This window comes from Amycolatopsis sp. NPDC051102 (assembly GCF_040682815.1).
In the GTDB taxonomy this organism is placed as follows: Bacteria; Actinomycetota; Actinomycetes; order Mycobacteriales; family Pseudonocardiaceae; genus Amycolatopsis.
Genome location: NZ_JBFBBT010000009.1, coordinates 165,856 through 183,633, shown reverse-complemented (window position 1 = coordinate 183,633; position 17,778 = coordinate 165,856). Strand labels below are relative to the sequence as shown.

Sequence of the window (17,778 nt, the reverse complement as noted above, 5' to 3'; positions counted from 1 at the left end):
TGAACGGTCCGGTATGCAGGACTTCTTCGACCTGACCCTCGGCGGGATCTCGGCCGGCGCGGTGTACGCGGCGCTCGGGCTCGCCCTGGTCATCATCTACCGGGCCACCCGGGTGGTGAACTTCGCGCAACCCGCCCTCGCCCTGATCTCGACCTACCTCGCGTACTCGGTGACGAAGGCGACGGGCAGCTACTGGCTCGGGTTCGCCGTCGCCATCGTCGCCGGGACCGTGCTGGGCGTGGCCACCGAACGGCTGCTGATCCGGCCGCTGCGGCACCGCTCCGAGCTGAGCTCGATCATCGTCACCCTCGGGCTGCTGCTCGTGCTGCAGGCGGTCGCGGGCATGATCTGGTCCAACGAACCGCTGGCGTTCCCGTACGCCTTCGACTTCCGCGGCCGGTTCTCCGCCAACGACCTGTTCGTCGTCCTGGTCGTGCTCGCCATCGCCGCCCTCGTGCTGGTGCTGTTCAAGTACACGCCGCTGGGCCTGCGGATGCGCGCGGCCGCGTTCGCCCCGGAAGTCGCGCGCACGCTCGGCGTGCGGGTCGGGCTGATGCTCACCGCCGGCTGGGGACTGGCCGCGGGCGTCGGCTCGCTGGCCGGGCTGCTCGCGACACCGCCGTTCCTCTTCCCGAACGTGCTGGACGGCGTCTTCGTCTACGCGCTCACCGCGGCCGTGCTCGGCGGCCTCGACAACCCGCTGGGCACCATCGCCGGCGGGTTCGTCCTCGGCGTCGGGCTGTCCTATGTGTCCGGCTACCTGGGACCGGAGATGGTGACGATCGCCGCGCTGGCCATCCTCGTGGTGGTGCTGACCCTGCGGCCCAGCGGGCTGTTCGGCCGGGCCAAGGTGAGGCGGGTATGACCGTGCGCACCAAGACACCGCAGGTCCGGGCGGCGCCGGTGAAGCAGCGTCGCGGGCTGCCGCCGCTGCTCGTCCACGCGCTGGCCGCACTCGGGGCGCTCGCGGTGGTCGTGCTGCTGACCCTGGTCACCGACGAGTTCACCAACCTGCGGATCGCGACGATCGGCTACTACCTCGTCGCGGTGGCCGGGCTGACCCTGCTCACCGGCCTCACCGGCCAGGTTTCGCTGGGGCACGGCGCGTTCATGTTCATCGGCGCCTACACGGTGGCGCTGCTCGTGCGGCGCGTCCCGGCTTTCCCGCTGTGGGCCGACCTGCTGCTGGCCTCGGCCGCCGGCGGGCTGGCCGGGCTGCTGGCGGGCGCCGCCGCGGCCCGGCTGCGCGGCCCGTACCTCGCCGGGGCGACCCTGGCACTGGCCGTCGGGCTGCCCGCGCTGACCCGGAAGTTCCCCGACTTCCTGGGCGGCAGCAACGGGTTGAGCTTCACCGTCCACAGCAGACCGGCCGGGATCGGCGTCCCCGAACTGCGCTGGCAGACCTGGATCGTCTGGCTCAGCGTGCTGCTGGCGCTGGTGCTGGTGGTGAACATCGTCCGCGGCCGGCTCGGGCGGGACTTCCGCGCGGTCCGCGACGACGAGGTCGCCGCCGCGCTGAGCGGGATCGCCGTCGGCCGCACGAAGATCCTCGCGTTCCTGGTCAGCGCGGTCTGCGGCGGGCTCGCCGGTGGCCTGCAGGCGTTTCTGCTCGGCACCGCCGCCCCCGGCTCGTTCACGCCGGCGCTGTCGCTCAGCCTGCTGGCGGCGGTCGTGCTGGGCGGGCTCGGCTCCCTGTGGGGCGCGCTGTGGGGCGCGGTCGCGCTCGTCTACTTCCAGGCGTGGTCGGAGGACCTCGCCGACGCGCTGCACCTGAACACCGACGTGGCCAACAACCTCCCGCTCGCGGTGTACGGCGTGATCCTCATCGTCGTCGTGCTCGCCTTCCCGCGTGGCATCCAGGGCGGTTTCCAGTGGCTCCGCACCCGCCAGACGTCGTTCCGCCGAGCAAAGGAGAACCATGAGAACCACTAGGTACGGCGCGGGTTTCCTGGCCCTCGCCCTGACGCTGACCGCGTGCGGCGGGGCGGGGGAGAGCGACGGCGGTGGCGGGAAGGCCGCCGATTCGGCCGTCGGCGTCACGAAGGACACCGTCGTCATCGGCACCCACCAGCCGCTCACCGGCCCGGCCGCGCCGGGCTACAGCAGGATCTCCGTCGGCGCCCGCGCGGTGTACCAGTCGATCAACGACGGCGGCGGCATCAACGGCCGCAAGATCGACTACCACGTCGAGGACGACGGCTACAACCCGACCAAGACCGTCGAGGTCGTGAAGAAACTCGTGTTGCAGGACAAGGTGTTCGCGATCGTCGGCGGCCTCGGCACGCCGACGCACTCGAAGGTCGTCGACTACCTGAACTCCGAAGGCGTGCCGGACCTGCTCGTGTCGTCGGGCGCGCTCGCCTGGGACAACCCGCAGAAGGCGCCGATGACCTTCGGGTACCAGGTGGACTACACGCGGGAAGGCAAGATCCAGGGCAAGTACGTCAAGGAGAACTTCGCGGGCAAGAAGGTCGGGTACTTCACGCAGAACGACGACGTCGGCCGCGACACCCAGGCCGGGCTCGACCAGTTCGTCAAGGACCAGACCGTCGTCCGGCAGGGCTACGACAGCGCGAACACCGACGTCACACCCCAGCTGTCCGCGCTGAAGGGCGCCGGCGCGGAGGTCGTGGTCTGCGCGTGCATCCCGGCGTTCACCGCGCTGGCCATCCTGGCCGCGGCGAAGATCGGCTACCACCCGCAGTTCGTGGTCAGCAGCATCGGCGCGGACCCGGCGACGCTGTCCGGGCTGCTGCAGGACTTCGCCAAGCGCGGCGGCGCGAGCGTGTCCAGCGGGCAGCTGCTGGCCGGTCTGATCGGCACCGGCTACCTGCCGGACGTCGCCCAGACGTCGGACCCGTGGGTCGCCTACTTCAAGGGCATCCACGACAAGTACATCGCGAAGGAGCCGTTCACCAACACCGTGCTGTTCGGCATGGTGCAGGCGTACACGTTCGCGCAGGCGCTCAAAGCGGCCGGGCCGGACCCGACGCGGCAGAAGGTCGTCGACGCGATGAGCTCCGGCGCGCTGAAGGGCCCGGGCCTGACACCGTTCGGGTTCTCGAAGGAGTCGCACTCCGGCTACACCGGCGCGTACGTGTTCAAGATCAACCCGGACGTCACGACGACGGTGATCCGGCCGCCGGCCGTCACCGATCGCGGCGCCGGGGCGATCACGCCGTACACCGGCGAGCGGGCGACCCCGGAGCAGGTGAACCTGGTGAGCAAGTGAGGGAGGGGCCGGGCTGTCACGCGGCCCGGCCCACCCGCTCGCCTAGGGTGGCGCCATGACGGTCAGGGAGAAGGTGGTGCGGGCGGCGGTGCGCCTGTTCGCCGAGAAGGGCTTCGAGGCGACGACGGTCCGCGAGATCGTCGAGGCCGCCGGGGTCACGAAGGGCGGGCTCTACCACTACTTCGAGTCCAAGGACGACCTGCTCTTCGAGATCTACGTCGCGATGCTGCGGATGCAGACGCGGCGGATGGAGACGATCGCCGAGTCGGACCTGCCGCTGCCGGAGCGGCTGCACGCGATCATCGCCGACGTCGTCGTCACGAGCATCGCCGACCTCGACGCGGCGACGGTGTTCTTCCAGTCGTTCCCGCAGCTGGAGAAGTCCAAGCAGGTCCAGGTCCGGGCCGAGCGGCGCACCTACCACGAGCGGGTGCGCGACCTGGTCGCCGAGGGGCAGCGCACCGGCGTCTTCCGCGCCGACGTCCCGCCCGACCTGGTGATCAACTACCACTTCGGCGCCATCCACCGGCTGGGCATGTGGTACCACGCCGAGGGCGAGCTGTCGGGCGAGCAGGTGGGCGAGCACTTCGCCGGCCTGATGCTGCGCAGCCTCCGTCCTTAGTGGAATGAGGGCCGCGGCCGGAACCGGGCCCGTTTGACTTCGCCGCGTCCGTGGTACTGACCGGAATCAACGCTTTCCCGCTTTGGAGGGTGCTCGTGCAGATCCAGGTCAACACCGACCACAACATCCACGGTGGCGAAGGACTGGCCACCTACGTGACGACCGACCTGGAGCAGAGCCTGTCCCGGTTCGGCACGTGGTTGACCGGGGTGGAAGTGCACTTCAGCGAAGACAGCGGCGGCAAGCCCACGGACAAGAAGTGCGTGATCGAGGCGCGGCCGGGCGGCAAGCAGCCGGTGGCGGTCACCCACCACGCGGCCACTGTGGACGACGCCTTCGCCGGGGCGACGCACAAACTGGTGCGGGTGCTGGATTCCCGGTACAACCGCGCCTACGACCACAAGGGCAGCGACAGCATCCGGCACATGCCCCCGCCCGAGAACCCCGATGAGGTCGGGGTGCTCGAGGACGGCGGGAACTCCCGGGACACCACGCCGGACATCGGCTGACCTCGAGCCGCGACTGTGCGGGGCCCGCAGCGGTCACCGGCGGCGGCGGACGTGGTGCACGACCAGCAGGGCGATCATCGCCAGCGCGATCACGCCGGCCACCATCCGGGGCACCCAGCCCAGGCCCACCAGGGGACCGGCCGCGTTGACCGTGCCGCTGAGCACCAGGCCCACCCACAGGAGGACCGGGCTCGGAGTACGCGTGGAAACGTTGTCGTTGTTCATGCCGAGAACGCTAGGGAACCGCGGGGACGGCGGAAATGCCGCGCGCACCCGGATGCGGGGTAGTGCCTGCGCTACCCGCATCCCGGCCGAGGTAGGCCAGCACGGCGAGGACCCGGCGGTGCCCGGCGCCTTCGTCGGAGGGCAGGCCGAGCTTCGCGAAGATGTTCCGGATGTGCTTGAGCACCGCGCCGTCGCTGACCACCAGCAGCTCGGCGATCGTGCTGTTGTTGTAGCCCTCCGCCATCAGCCCCAGCACCTCGCGCTCGCGGGCGGTCAACGCCTCCAGGGGGTCCGCGGTGCGGCGGCGGGCCATCAGCTGGCCGATCACCTCGGGGTCCATCGCCGTGCCGCCCTTCGCGACCCGCTGCAGCGCGTCCAGGAACCGCTCGACCTTGCCGACGCGCTCCTTGAGCAGGTAGCCGACCCCGCCGACGCCGTCGGCCAGCAGCTCGACCGCGTAGCTCGTCTCCACGTGCGCCGAGAGCACCAGCACCGGCAGCGCCGGGTGGATCTCGCGGGCGCGGACGGCGGCGCGCAGGCCCTCGTCGCGGTGGGTCGGCGGCATCCGCACGTCCATCACGACCGCGTCGGGGCGCTCCTTCTCGACGAACGCCAGGAAGTCCTCGGCGTTGTCGACCGCCGCCGCCACCTCGATGCCCGCCGTCTTCAGCAGCAGGGAGAGGCCTTCGCGCAGCAAAGCGTCGTCCTCGGCGATCACGACCCGCATGGCAGCTCCACTCGCAGCACGGTCGGCCCACCGGGTGGGCTGGTCAGGGTGAGGGTTCCGTCGAAGGCTTCGGCGCGGCGGCGGATGCCGGCCAGCCCGCTGCCTCGGGACTCGTCCGCGCCGCCGCGGCCGTCGTCGCGGATTTCCAGCGTCAGCACCGACGCCGTGCCGCCGAGCACGATGTCCACTTCGGACGCGTCGGCGTGCTTGGTCACGTTGGCCAGCACCTCGGCGACGACGAAGTACGCGGCCGCCTCGACCGCGGCCGGGCGGCCCGTCTCGTACTCGACGTCGACGACGGCCGGCACCGGGCTGCGCTCGGCGAGCGCGCGCACCGCCCCGGCCAGGCCGCGTTCGCTCAGCAGCGGCGGGTAGATGCTGCGGACGACCGTGCGCAGCTCGGCCAGCGCGTCGGTCGCGGTGTCCTGCGCCTTGCCCAGCAGGTCGCGCGCCATCGCGGGGTCGCGGTCGTACAGCTGACCGGCGATCCCCAGCTGCAGCACGACCGCCGCGATCCGCGCCTGCGTGCCGTCGTGCAGGTCACGCTCGATGCGCCGCAGCTCGGCGCCGTGCGCCTCCAGCGCCGCCGCCCGCGTCGCGGTCAGCTCGGCGACCCGGTCCGCCAGCACGACGCCGGGGGCGGGGGCGAGCAGCTTCCGGGCGGTGCGGGCCTGCCACCGGGCGACGCGGGGCAGCTGCAGCGTCGCCACGACCATGGCGGCGGCGACCAGCAGGTCCAGCGCGGCCTTCGGCCAGGAGTCGACGACGATCCCGAGCGAGCCCTCGATCCCGCCCGGTACCAGCGGCCAGACGAAGCTCGTGATGACCTGCTGGACCGCGCCCAGCGGCAGGCCGAACGCGAGCACGCCGATGATCGTCCCGGTCGCCGCGTGGATCGCGAGCCAGGCGAGGTCGCGGCGGGTGGCCGGGTCCTTCAGCGGGGAGCCGGCGCGGTAGGGCTCGGGGATCGGCTCGCCGAGCTTCCGCGCGGCCCGGCGGCGGTCGACCCCGACCGGCCACCGGGCCAGCCGGATCATCGGGGCCAAGGACGGGATGCCGACGCCGAACGGGCACAGCAGCAGCACGGCGAACAGCCCGGCGAGGGCGAACAGCGACAGCAGCGAGGTGCCGGCGCCGACCACGAGGTAGCGAACCGCCGACCAGCACTCGCGCAGGCGGGTCGTCACCCGCACAGTGTCCCACCCCACCGCGGTGGTGGTGCTGGCGCTACCCCCGATCCACCTCTCCACGGGATCGAACCCGGGGCCCCGCCGACCTAGGTTTCCTTACATCGCAGAAAACAGTCTTAAGGGGACAGACAGATGACCACAGCGAGCGCGTACGCGCTGGAGCTGAGCGGGGTGCGGAAGGTGTACGGCTCCGGCGACGGCGCGGTCACCGCGCTGGACGGGGTGTCGGCGGGGGTGGCGCGGGGGACGTTCACCGCCGTGATGGGACCGTCCGGCTCGGGCAAGAGCACCTTCCTGCACTGCGCGGCCGGCCTCGACCGGCCGACGTCGGGGCGGGTGCTGCTGGGCGGCACCGAGATCGGCCGGCTGAAGGAACGCGAGCTGACCGAGCTGCGGCGCACCCGGATCGGGTTCGTCTTCCAGGCATACAACCTGCTGCCATCGCTGAACGTGCTGCAGAACATCACGCTGCCGACGCGGCTCGCGGGCACCAAGCCGGACCCGCAGTGGCTGCGGCAGGTCGTCGACGGCGTCGGGATCGCGAACCGGCTGGAGCACCGCCCGGCGGAGCTGTCCGGCGGCCAGCAGCAGCGCGTCGCGATCGCACGGGCGCTCGTCACCCGGCCCGAGGTGGTGCTGGCCGACGAGCCGACCGGCGCCCTCGACACGCGCACCGGGCGGCAGGTGCTGGACCTGCTCCGCGCCATCGTCGAGGGCATGGGGCAGACCGTCCTGATGGTCACCCACGACCCGGTCGCCGCCTCCGCCGCGCACGGCGTGCTCTTCCTGGCCGACGGCAAGCTGGCCGGCCACCTCCCGCACCCCACCCCCGAGCGGGTGGCGGAGCGGATGACGCACCTCGGGGAGTGGTGACCGTGCTGACGCTCGCCTGGCAGACGATCCGGACCCGGCTCGGCGGCTTCGCCGGTGCCTTCATCGCCGTCCTGTGCGGCACCGCCCTCGTGGCGGCCTGCGGGATCCTCATGGAGTCCGGCCTGCGCGCCGGTGTCCCCACCCAGCGGTACGCCGCCGCGGCCGTCGTCGTCGGCGGCACCCAGTCGGTGCGCCCGCCCGGCGCCGACGCGTTGTCCTCCGAGCAGGTCGGCGAGCAGCCGTCGGTCCCGGCGGCGCTGGCCGGCCGGATCGCCGCCGTGCCCGGTGTCCGGGCCGCCGTCGCGGAGCAGAGCTTCCCGGCGCAGGTCGTCACCCGTGACGGTCAGGTGCTCGGCGGCCGGGAGTCGCTCGGCCACAACTGGGACGCAGCGGTCCTGGCGCCGTTCACCCTGCGCGGCGGCGACGCACCCGTGGCGGCCGACGAGGTCGTGCTGGACGCCGACCTGGCGCGCCGGGCCGACGTCGGCATCGGCGGGCAGGTGCGGATCATGACCCGGTCGCTGCCGGTGACGTTCAAGGTCAGCGGCGTCGTCGACGGCACTTCACGCCAGTCGGCGATGTTCTTCACCCCGGACCGGGCCGCGGAGCTGGCCGGACGGCCCGGCCGGGTGCACGCGATCGGCGTCCTCGCCGACCCCGGCGTGGCGTCGGAAACCCTCGCCGACCGGGTGCGTGCCGTCGCCGGCGGCGCCGAGGTGACCACCGGCGTCGAACGCAGCAGCATCGAATTCCTCGACGTCAGCCAGACGCGGGTGCTGCTGCTGGCGATCGCCGGCTCGTTCGGCGGCTTCGCGCTGCTGGTCGCGGTGTTCGTGGTGGCGAGCACCCTGGCCCTGACCATCAACCAGCGACGCCGGGAGTTCGCGCTGCTGCGTGCGGTCGCCGCCACCCCGCGGCAGATCCGCAAGCTCATCGGCACCGAGACGACGCTGGTCGCGCTGGTCGCCGGGGTGCTGGGCAGCGTGCTGGGCCTGGCGGTCGCGTCCGGCCTGCGTGACGCCTTCGCCGCGATCGGCGTGATCCCGGCCGACTTCGGGCTGGCGATCAGCCCGCTCCCGTTGCTGGCCGCGGTCCTGCTCGGCCTGGGTGCGGCCCGGCTGGCGGCCTGGGCGGCGTCGCGGCGGCCGTCGTCGATCCGGCCCGTCGAGGCGCTGGGCGAGGCCGCGGTGGAACGCCGGGAGCTCGGCCGGGTCCGCCTGCTCACCGGCTGGGGCCTGGTGCTGGCCGGCGTCGGCGGCGCGCTCGTCCCGCTGTTCCTGCGCGGCGACATCGCCGCAGCGACCTCGACGATGTCCACCCTGGTGGTCGTCATCGGGCTGGCCGTGGTCGGCCCGCAGGTGACCGGGCTGGTGATGCGGTTCCTGGTCCCCGTGCTCGCGCGGCTCTGGCGGATCAGCGGATACCTGGCGGGGGCGAACGCCCACGCCAACGCCCGGCGCGTCGCGGCGGCGGTGACCCCGTTGATGCTGGCGGTGGCGTTCGCGCTGGCCACGTTCTACGGGCCGACGGCCACCACCGCGGCGGCCCAGCAGGAGACGGCCCGGTCGACGACCGCCGACTACGTGCTGACCGCGCCCGGCGGGGTCTCGCCCGAGGTGGCCGAGGCGGCCGGCCGGGTGCCGGGGGTCGCGGCGGCGACGCCGGTGGTCCGCACCTCCGTCGTCACCGCGACGACGGTGGGCGACAGCGTGGAAGTCCAGCGGACGCCCGCGCAGGGCCTGGCGGGCGACCGGGCGGGGGCCGCCCTCGAGCTGGGCGTCGAGGCCGGGCGGCTCACCGACCTCACCGGGGACACGGTGGCGCTCAGCCGGTCGGAAGCGGACTGGCTGGACAAGAAGCTCGGCGACGAGGTCGAGTTCTACTTCGGCGACGGCGTGCCGGCGAAGCTGCGGCTGGTCGCCACGTACACGCACGACCTGGCGTTCGGCGACTTCGTGCTGCCGGTCGCGCTGGCCCGCGAGCACATCGGCGGCCGGCTGGACGACTCGGTGCTGATCCGGCGGCAGCCCGGCGCCGACGCGGGCGCGGTGGCTTCGGGGCTGAGTGCCCTGCCGTACCCGGGTCTGGTGGTGGCGCCGGCGTCGGTCATCGCCGCCCCGGAAGGCGGGGACCGGCAGGCGCAGTTCTACCTCAACCTGGTCGCGGCCGGCGTGATCGTCGGGTACCTCGCGATTTCGGTGGCCAACACGCTGGTCCTGACGACCGCGCAGCGCGGCCGCGAGTTCGCGCTGCTGCGGCTGATCGGCACGACCCGCCGTCAGGTGACCCGGATGATGCGGCTGGAGGCTCTGGCGACCGTCGGGATCGCGGTCGTGCTGGGGACGCTGGTGGCCGTGGTTCCGTTGGCCGTGCTGAACTTCGGGCTGCGGGGGAACCCGGTGCCGGCCGGGGGGTTGTCCGTCTACTTGGGAATCATCGGTGGGGCGGTGGTGCTCGGGATGGTGGCGATCGGGGTGGCTACGTCGGTGGCGCTGCGGGCGCGGCCGATCGACGCCATCGGGCTGCGGGAGTAATTTCCACGGGATCGAAACTTTCCGAAAGTTATTGCCCCACCAGTGGTTGCGCTCGCATGCTTTGGCCATCCTGGCTTGCCTGCCAGCCTCGACGAGGAGGAAGCATGCTCACCAAGAAACGCGGCCGCAGCAGGATGTTCGTCGGCGGCGCCGTCCTTGCGGTGATCGCCGCATTCCTGCCCGGGACCGCCTGGGCCGACACCGTCGTCACGTCCAACCAGACGGGCTACAACAACGGGTACTACTACTCGTTCTGGAGCGCCGGTGGTGGCTCGGTCTCCATGACGCTCGGGTCCGGGGGGAACTACCGGACGAACTGGAGCAACGTCAACAACTTCGTCGCCGGCAAGGGCTGGGGCAACGGCGGCCGCCGGACCGTGAACTACTCCGGCAGCTTCAACCCCTCCGGCAACAGCTACCTGTCGCTCTACGGCTGGACGTCCAACCCGCTCGTCGAGTACTACATCGTCGACAACTGGGGCAGCTGGCGGCCGACGGGGACCTACAAGGGCAGCGTGACCAGCGACGGCGGCACCTACGACATCTACGAGACGACCCGCTACAACGCGCCGTCCGTCGAAGGCAACAAGACCTTCAACCAGTACTGGAGCGTCCGGCAGCAGCGGCGGACCGGCGGCAGCATCACCACCGGCAACCACTTCGACGCCTGGGGCCGTGCCGGGATGCCGCTCGGCAGCTTCAACTACTACATGATCCTCGCCACCGAGGGTTACCAGAGCAGCGGCAACTCGAACATCAACGTGGGGTGACCATGCGCCGGCTGAGCACTTTCCTGGCCACGGCGGCCATCGCCGTGGCGAGCGCAGTTGCCGTCACGCCGGCGCACGCCGCCGCGTGCGGCGGGTACGTCGGCCTGACCTTCGACGACGGGCCGTCGGACGCCCACACCCCGGCCATCCTGAACGCGTTGCGGCAGAACGGGTTGCGGGCGACGATGTTCAACGAGGGCCAGTACGCGGCGGCGTACCCGGCCCAGGTCCGCGCGGAGGTGAGCGCGGGGATGTGGGTGGGCAACCACAGCTACACGCACCCGCACCTCACCCAGCAGAGCCAGGCCCAGGTGGACTCGGAGATCTCCCGCACCCAGCAGGCGATCGCGGCGGCGGGCGGCGGCACGCCCCGGCTGTTCCGGCCGCCCTACGGGGAAACCAACGCGACGGTCCAGTCGGTCGAGGCCAAGTACGGCCTGCGGCAGATCATCTGGGACGTCGATTCGGGCGACTGGAACAACGCGAGCGTCGACGCGATCGTCGCGGCGAACGGCCGCCTCCAGAACGGCCAGATCATCCTGATGCACGAATGGCCGGCCAACACCCTGTCCGCGATTCCGCGGATCGCCCAGAACCTGGCGAGCCGCGGGCTGTGCGCGGGCATGATCTCACCGCAGACCGGCCGGGCGGTCGCGCCGGGCTGAGGACCGGTGGCGCGGCGGTTGCACCCCGCCGCGCCACCTCCTACTCGACGTACCACTCCACGCGCGCCGAGTCCGCCGCGAGCGGCCGGACCCGCACGCACACCTGGTGGTTCACCAGGAGGCCGGTGGTCCGGCAGAAGAGCGGCACGCCGTGGGACTCCGGCGCGGCGGTGAAGTTGCGGGCCGACAGGTAGTCCCGCCACGCCCCGGCGGCGTCGTCGCCGGTGGCCACCGCGGCCCGCCAGCAGCCGCCGGAGCCACAGTCGATCTCCTCGGCCATCCGCAGCTGCGCGGGGCCGGGCGCCACGCCTTCGTCCCCCGGTGCCTGCTGCCACCCGAAGACCAGCACCCCGGCGGTGACGACGAACCCGGCGGGCACCAGCAGCAGCCACGGCCCGAACCGCCGGGAGCCGATCGCGCAGACCACCGCCGCCAGCGTGGTGTGCAGCCAGTAGACCTCGATCGCGGCCGGCACCCACGGCCCGGCCAGGTCCAGTTCCCGCGGCAGCACGAACCACGCCAGCAGCGCGAGCAGGACCAGCCCGGTCACCACCGCGGCGCGGCCGGCCCGCGCCGTCCCGCACCAGAGGAGGACCGGGACCAGGCCGAACAGCCCGGCGAACGGGTCGTTCCGCGAAAACGCGGCGACGGCCACCGCCGCCACCGCGAGAGCCACCCGCCACCCATGTGTCTTCACTCGCTCTGCAGTCAGCACCAGGCCATTGTTCCCGGCGTGATCACCGGACGGCCGGTTTTCTTGTGGAGGATTCGTGGAGATTCACTCGGCGACGCGCGTGCGGCCGCACCAGGCGAACACGGGGACCTGGTCGCCGCTGCTCGTGGTGGTGAATTCGCCGTCGTGCGAGAAATGCTCGTAACCGGCGCCGAAGCTGACCTTCGCGACCTCGCCGATGCTGCCGACCGTCCATTCGCGATGCCGCTCGGCCAGCTCGGCCGGACCACCGGAAAGCGTCACCTTGATCTTCGCCATGATTCCTTCTCCGTGGGTTCGTTCACGCGGGAAGAAGAACCGGAAATGTGGCCTTCGTCTCTCGACGATGCCGGACCGCGGAACGCCGTGTCAAGATGACCGGCTCCTATGTCGAAATGGCGGAAAATAGGGGTTGACGCAATTCCGGCAAGGGTTTTTCCGGGTGCTGGGACAGGGGTTGCCCGCCCGGCGAAGGCAAGCGGCCGGTTAACTCGGACATTTCACCGGCACGGCGATGGCCGGTCGGCTGCCGTTCCCGGAGCGTTCACTTCCCGCGCGTGCCCCCGTCATTTGCGGTGCCTAAGTTTCTCCGCGCACGGCGGGAACGGAAGGGACCCATGGACGCACCCCTGGCAGTGAGAGCGCGCGGGATCACCAAGAGCTTCGGTGACGTCGTCGCGCTGGACGGCGTCGACTTCGACGTGGCGCCGGGCCGGATCCACGGCCTGGTGGGCCCGAACGGCGCCGGCAAGACGACGCTGCTCGGCCTGCTGCTGGGCCTGGCCGTCGCCGACGAAGGCGAGCTGGAAGTCTTCGGCACGCCCGTCGGCCGGGCGCCCGCCGGCGTCGCCGGGTTCGTGGACGGTCCCGGCCTCTACCCCTCGTTGACCGCACGGCAGAACCTCGCGGCCCTGGCCGCGCTCGGCGGCCACTCCGCGGACCCCGGTGCCGTCCTCGACGAGGTCGGGCTGGCCGACGTCGCCGACGACCGGGTCCGGGGCTTCTCGCTGGGCATGCGTCAGCGGCTCGGCCTGGCGGCGGCGCTGCTCACCGAGCCGCGGCTGCTTGTGCTCGACGAGCCGGCCAACGGCCTGGACCCGGCGGGCAAGAAGCACGTCCACGGCGTCCTCGACCGCTTGGTGGCGGCCGGCACCACGGTGGTGCTGTCCAGCCACCGGATGGACGACCTCGAGGCGCTGTGCGCGGAGGTGACGATCCTCGCCACCGGCCGCGTGGTGTTCACGGGCCCGCCGGCGAAGCTGACGGCGGAGAACGCCGAACTCGCCTACCGCCTGCGGACGTCCGACCCGGCCGCGGCCCGGCGCGTGCTCGCGCAGACGCGGGGGATCACGCAGGAGCAGGCGGCCCGCCACGACACGGACGTCCTGGTGATCCGGGCGCGGATCCCGGCGCTGGACGAACTCGTCCGGCGCCTGGTGCAGGACGGCGTGGCGGTGCGGGAGCTCGCACCGGTCGTGTCGCCGCTGGAGGCCGCGTTCCTCGCCTTGACCGAGCAGGGGAGCACCCGATGACCGCCGGAACGCCCGCCCGCCCGGTCCCCACCACCCGCGCCTACCGCTTCGAGCTCGTCAAGCTCTTCTCCACCTGGCGCATCCGCCTGCTCGTCCTCGCCTGCTGGCTCGCCCCGGCCGTCTTCGTCGCCGCCGTCAGCCGGCAGAGCTCGCTGCCCGTCGACACCCTCTTCGGCCGCTGGATGAACGTCACCGGGTGGGCCGGCCCGCTCGTCATGCTCGGCTTCGCCGGCACCTATGCCCTGCCCCTCCTCACGTCCGTCGTGGCCGGAGACGTCTTCGCCGCCGAAGACCGGCTCGGGACCTGGCGGCACCTGCTCGTGGCCGTCCGGTCCGCGCGGCGGATCTTCGTGGCGAAAGCGCTGGCCAGCGTCACCGTCATCCTGCTGCTCGTCGCCGGGATGGCCGTCTCCAGCACCGCCGGCGGGCTCCTCGCGGTCGGCAACCGGGCCCTCGTCGGCTTCGACGGCCACCTCCTCGGCCCCGGCGACGCCGCCGCGAAGGTGCTGCTCGCCTGGGTGAGCGTGCTCGCCCCGACGCTCGCCCTCGCCGCGATCGGGCTGCTCGGGTCCGTCCTCTGGGGACGGTCGCCGATGGGGCTGCTGCTGCCCGCCGTCGTCGCGCTCGCGATGGCGCTGGCCCAGCTGCTGCCGCTGCCCGTCGCCGTGCGGCTCGCGCTGCCCAGCTACGCCTTCGTCGCGTGGAACGGCCTGTTCACCGGCCCGGTCCAGCTCGCCCCGCTGCTGACCGGCGTCGGCGCCGGCCTCGCGTGGGCCGTGGCGGCGACCGCGTTGGCGTACCTGCTGTTCGTGCGCCGCGACTTCACCAACGCCGCCCACGACGGCTCCGGACGCCGGGCGCTGGCGGTCCTGCCCCTGGTCGCGCTCTTCGCTGCCACCGCCGGGATCATCGCCGTGGCGACGCCCGCGCTGGGCTCCGGGATCGGCCGGGACAAGGTGCAGCAGTCGGTCGCCACGGCGTTCGCGCACCTCTACCGCCTGCAGACCGCGCAGCTGCACCGCCCCGACGTCACCGAAGCGCAGCTGGCGGCCACCGCCGCGTGCACCAAAGGCGACGGCCTCGTCGAGGCCGACGGACCCGGCAACGACTGGCGGTGCGTCGTCACCTGGCACCTGCCCGGCGTCGCCACCACCGGCTCGGCCGTCTACCAGCTGGACGTCACCTCGGACGGGCGGTACGTCGCCGACGGCGACGGGCCGAAGGAAGTGAACGGCTACTTCCAGGTGCGGACCCCGGACGGGGACCAGCCCAACCCGCTCTGGCAGTTCGACGCCAACGTCGAGCTGCTCTCCTCCACCCCGAAGGGATAACCGATGCAGGTAACCCGCCGCAGACGGCCTACCAGGAAGGGCGGGTCCGGCCGCCGGTTCCGCTTCGCGACGGCCGGGTCGATCACGCTCGTGCTCGTCGCCACCGGCACCGGGGTCGGCGTCGCGTCGACGCGGCAGTTCGGCGAGGACCAGGTCGGCCAGGTCACCGGCCAGGGCCAGGTCGTCGCCGCCGACCAGTACCTCGACCCGATCGGCGACCGGCTGGTCGTGAACAACGGCAAGATCATGGCCTCCTCGGTCAGCCCGGACGGCAGCCACCTCGCCGCCCTGACCACCGACGGCGGGATCGCGCTCACCGTCGTCGACCTCAAGAGCTGGCAGGTGCAGCAGCTCGTCGGCAACTCGGCGACGGCGAACCTGCGCATCGCCGGCAACGACGTCGGCCAGGAAGGCCCGTCGTACTCCCCGGACGGGAAGTCGTTGTGGCTGGCCCAGACCGACGGCTACACCAAGTTCACGGTGAACCCGGACGGCACGGTCGCGGCTCCGGTGTCCGTCAAGATCCCGGCGGACGGTGCGAAGCACGCACTGGTGGCGCAGGCGGTCTTCTCGCCGGACGGGTCCACTGTGTACTCCGCGGTCAACGGCCAGAACCGGGTCGTCGCCCTCGACGCGGCGACCGGGGCGATCAAGCAGAGCTGGGCCGTCGGCAATGCCCCGCGTGACCTGGTCCGCGTCGGCGGCAAGCTGTACGTCAGCAACGAAGGCGGCCGCCCGGCACAGCCCGGCGAGCCGACGCTGAACTCCTACAACACCCAGGTGCCGGCCAGCCGGTTCACCGGCGCCACCACCAGCGGCACGGTCAGCGTCATCGACCTGGCGAAGCCGGCCGCCGCGCCGAAGAGCATCGACGTCGGCCTGCACCCGACCGCGGTGTACGCCAAGGACGGCGCGCTGTTCGTCACCAACACCGCGAGCAACACCGTCTCGGTCGTCGACACCTCCCGCGACCAGGTCGTGCAGACCATCGCGACGCAGCCGTGGCCGGAGGCGAGCGTCGGCTACGAGCCGGACGGCGTCACCCTCACCGGCGACGGGCACCTGCTCGTGACGCTCGGCCGCGCCAACGCGGTCGCCGTCTACCGCTACCACCGGGCGCAGGAGCCGGTGGGTTACGTGGGCCTGCTGCCGACGGACTACTTCCCGACGGCGATCACCACGGTCGGCCCGGACGTCCTCGTCTCCAACACCCGCGGCATCGACGCCCGCCGCCCGACCACCGCGGCCGGGCACGGCACGCACGACACGACGTCGAGCCTGCAGAAGTTCCGGCTGCCGGACGATCCGGCGATCCGTGGCTACACGGCCAAGGTGTTCCGGCAGAACGGCTGGACGCCCGGCTCGGTCCAGGTGGCCCACGACAACGGCCACCGCAACCCGGTGCCGGTCCCGGCGCGGCTCGGCGACCCGTCGACGATCAAGCACGTCTTCCTGCTGGTCAAGGAGAACCGGACCTACGACCAGGTCTTCGGCGACGACACGCGCGGCAACGGCGACCCGGCGGTGACGCAGTTCGGCGAGAACGTCACGCCGAACCAGCACGCGCTCGCGCGGCAGTTCGGGTTGTACGACAACACCTACGACATCGGCACGAACTCCGCCGAGGGCCACAACTGGCTGATGCAGGCCGACAACCCCGAGTACACCGAGTCTTCGGCGGGGGAGTACCTGCGCAGCTACGACACCGAAGACGACGCGCTCGGCCACCAGAGCAGCGGGTTCCTCTGGACCGGCGCGCAGGCGGCCGGGAAGTCGGTGCGCGACTTCGGCGAGTTCCAGCAGTTCCTGACCAAGCCGGCCGGGGCGAGCTGGCAGAACCTGTACTGCGACGCCAAGAACATGGCGAACACCGGCGAACCGACGGCCTACCCGCTCGTGTCGTCGTCGCCGATCCCGTCGCTGAACGACGTTTCGGTGCCGGGCTTCCCGAAGTTCGACACCTCGGTCCCGGACGTCTACCGCTACCAGATCTGGAAGGACGACTTCGAGAAGCACGGGCCGGCGAACCTGAACATGTTCTGGCTCTCCAGCGACCACACCGGCGGCCCACCGAACGCGGCCGCCCAGGTCGCCGACAACGACCTCGCCGTCGGCCGGATCGTCGACGAGATCTCGCACAGCCAGTACTGGAAGGACTCGGCGATCTTCGTCGTCGAGGACGACTCGCAGGCCGGCCTGGACCACGTCGACGGCCACCGCGCGCCGGTGCAGATCATCAGCCCGTACGCCCGGCACGGCGTCGTCGACAGCCACTACTACTCGCAGATCACGATGATCCGCACGATCGAGCAGATCCTCGGCGTCCACCCGATGAACCAGAAGGACAGCGCGGCGACGCCGATGAGCGCGGCCTTCCAGCAGAAGCCGGACCTCACGCCGTTCACCGCGCTGCCGAACCGGACGTCGCTGACGGACGGGTTGAAGACCCAGCCGTCCTGCGGCCCGGACACCCCGGCCGCGCCGAACCCGGCCGCCGCGCCGGTGCCGTCGTCGGCGGTGCCCGCGGACAAGAAGCAGGTGGCGGCGCAGTGGCAGGAGTGGACGACGCACCAGCGTCTGACCGGCCCGGACGCCGTCGCGGACTACGCCAACCCGGCGCAGATGAACCACTTCACGTGGTACCAGACGCACGGCTGGCAGCTGCCCTACCCGGGTGAGCACCAGGTGTACGCCCCGGACCAGGTGCCGGGGGCCTTCATCCCGGCCGCCGAGTCGGACGGCTGAGCACCCTGCCGCAGCTCGTCGTGGGGGGGTTTGGGGGGTTGTTAAAGGCAGACAACAACACCCACCAGTACGGTCACGCCCGGGGTTAAGCGGGCGGGGGGCGGGGTTTGC

General features: G+C 72.0%; 17 protein-coding genes. 12 read left to right on the top strand and 5 right to left on the bottom strand.

What is annotated here, in order from left to right:
• Window positions 1–13 precede the first annotated feature (13 nt).
• The 5 genes from AB0M93_RS25310 (at window position 14) to AB0M93_RS25290 (ending at window position 4,363) form a co-directional block, all read left to right on the top strand.
• Window positions 14–865 (top strand): branched-chain amino acid ABC transporter permease, encoded by an 852-nt coding sequence (locus tag AB0M93_RS25310; RefSeq protein WP_364276791.1) that lies wholly within the window; start codon window positions 14–16, stop codon window positions 863–865.
• Window positions 862–1,932 (top strand): branched-chain amino acid ABC transporter permease, encoded by a 1,071-nt coding sequence (locus AB0M93_RS25305; RefSeq protein ID WP_364276789.1) that lies wholly within the window; start codon window positions 862–864, stop codon window positions 1,930–1,932. Before AB0M93_RS25310 ends, AB0M93_RS25305 begins: the two co-directional genes overlap by 4 nt.
• Entirely contained in the window at window positions 1,919–3,232 is a 1,314-nt protein-coding gene (locus AB0M93_RS25300) for an ABC transporter substrate-binding protein (RefSeq protein ID WP_364276787.1), read from the top strand. Before AB0M93_RS25305 ends, AB0M93_RS25300 begins: the two co-directional genes overlap by 14 nt.
• A 55-nt stretch (window positions 3,233–3,287) precedes the next feature.
• Window positions 3,288–3,854 (top strand): TetR/AcrR family transcriptional regulator, encoded by a 567-nt coding sequence (locus AB0M93_RS25295; RefSeq protein ID WP_364276785.1) that lies wholly within the window; start codon window positions 3,288–3,290, stop codon window positions 3,852–3,854.
• Between the two features lie 95 nt (window positions 3,855–3,949).
• The gene (locus AB0M93_RS25290; protein ID WP_364276783.1) at window positions 3,950–4,363 is read left to right on the top strand and encodes an HPF/RaiA family ribosome-associated protein; all 414 of its coding nucleotides are present in this window, start codon (window positions 3,950–3,952) and stop codon (window positions 4,361–4,363) included.
• 33 nt (window positions 4,364–4,396) lie between these two features.
• On the opposite strand, the gene AB0M93_RS25285 is transcribed toward AB0M93_RS25290, so the two are convergent.
• Genes AB0M93_RS25285 through AB0M93_RS25275 form a run of 3 tightly spaced genes read right to left on the bottom strand, consistent with a single transcriptional unit; the run spans window position 4,397 to window position 6,502 of the window.
• Window positions 4,397–4,588: a hypothetical protein gene (locus AB0M93_RS25285; RefSeq protein WP_364276781.1), complete on the bottom strand. Its 192-nt coding sequence runs from the start codon at window positions 4,586–4,588 to the stop codon at window positions 4,397–4,399.
• A gap of 10 nt (window positions 4,589–4,598) precedes the next feature.
• On the bottom strand, window positions 4,599–5,315 hold the full coding sequence (locus AB0M93_RS25280) for a response regulator transcription factor (protein WP_364276779.1): 717 nt from the start codon (window positions 5,313–5,315) through the stop codon (window positions 4,599–4,601).
• Complete coding sequence (locus AB0M93_RS25275) at window positions 5,303–6,502, bottom strand: sensor histidine kinase (RefSeq protein WP_364276777.1); 1,200 nt, start codon at window positions 6,500–6,502, stop codon at window positions 5,303–5,305. The genes AB0M93_RS25280 and AB0M93_RS25275 overlap by 13 nt, the downstream gene beginning before the upstream one ends.
• Window positions 6,503–6,637: 135 nt before the next feature.
• On the opposite strand from AB0M93_RS25275, the gene AB0M93_RS25270 reads away from it, so the two are divergent.
• From AB0M93_RS25270 to AB0M93_RS25255, 4 genes are all read left to right on the top strand, one after another.
• The gene (locus tag AB0M93_RS25270) at window positions 6,638–7,378 is read left to right on the top strand and encodes an ABC transporter ATP-binding protein (protein WP_364276775.1); all 741 of its coding nucleotides are present in this window, start codon (window positions 6,638–6,640) and stop codon (window positions 7,376–7,378) included.
• Window positions 7,372–9,912, top strand: coding sequence for an ABC transporter permease (locus AB0M93_RS25265; RefSeq protein ID WP_364276773.1), 2,541 nt, complete (start codon window positions 7,372–7,374; stop codon window positions 9,910–9,912). Before AB0M93_RS25270 ends, AB0M93_RS25265 begins: the two co-directional genes overlap by 7 nt.
• A gap of 104 nt (window positions 9,913–10,016) precedes the next feature.
• Complete coding sequence (locus AB0M93_RS25260; RefSeq protein WP_364276771.1) at window positions 10,017–10,682, top strand: glycoside hydrolase family 11 protein; 666 nt, start codon at window positions 10,017–10,019, stop codon at window positions 10,680–10,682.
• 2 nt (window positions 10,683–10,684) lie between these two features.
• Window positions 10,685–11,347: a polysaccharide deacetylase family protein gene (locus tag AB0M93_RS25255; protein ID WP_364276769.1), complete on the top strand. Its 663-nt coding sequence runs from the start codon at window positions 10,685–10,687 to the stop codon at window positions 11,345–11,347.
• 40 nt (window positions 11,348–11,387) lie between these two features.
• Here AB0M93_RS25255 and AB0M93_RS25250 read toward each other — a convergent pair whose 3' ends face one another.
• The gene (locus AB0M93_RS25250; protein ID WP_364276767.1) at window positions 11,388–12,023 is read right to left on the bottom strand and encodes a hypothetical protein; all 636 of its coding nucleotides are present in this window, start codon (window positions 12,021–12,023) and stop codon (window positions 11,388–11,390) included.
• 102 nt (window positions 12,024–12,125) lie between these two features.
• Window positions 12,126–12,338 carry a DUF5988 family protein gene (locus AB0M93_RS25245; protein WP_364276765.1) on the bottom strand — a complete coding sequence of 71 codons (213 nt, stop codon included), beginning with the start codon at window positions 12,336–12,338 and terminating at the stop codon, window positions 12,126–12,128.
• A 338-nt stretch (window positions 12,339–12,676) separates the two neighbouring features.
• On the opposite strand from AB0M93_RS25245, the gene AB0M93_RS25240 reads away from it, so the two are divergent.
• The 3 genes from AB0M93_RS25240 to AB0M93_RS25230 are packed head-to-tail and all read left to right on the top strand — an operon-like array spanning window position 12,677 to window position 17,667.
• Complete coding sequence (locus tag AB0M93_RS25240) at window positions 12,677–13,591, top strand: ABC transporter ATP-binding protein (RefSeq protein ID WP_364276763.1); 915 nt, start codon at window positions 12,677–12,679, stop codon at window positions 13,589–13,591.
• A complete protein-coding gene (locus AB0M93_RS25235) occupies window positions 13,588–14,922 on the top strand; it encodes an ABC transporter permease (protein ID WP_364276761.1) in 1,335 nt (444 codons plus the stop codon). The genes AB0M93_RS25240 and AB0M93_RS25235 overlap by 4 nt, the downstream gene beginning before the upstream one ends.
• A 3-nt stretch (window positions 14,923–14,925) precedes the next feature.
• Window positions 14,926–17,667 (top strand): bifunctional YncE family protein/alkaline phosphatase family protein, encoded by a 2,742-nt coding sequence (locus AB0M93_RS25230; protein WP_364276759.1) that lies wholly within the window; start codon window positions 14,926–14,928, stop codon window positions 17,665–17,667.
• The last annotated feature ends 111 nt before the right edge of the window (window positions 17,668–17,778 follow it).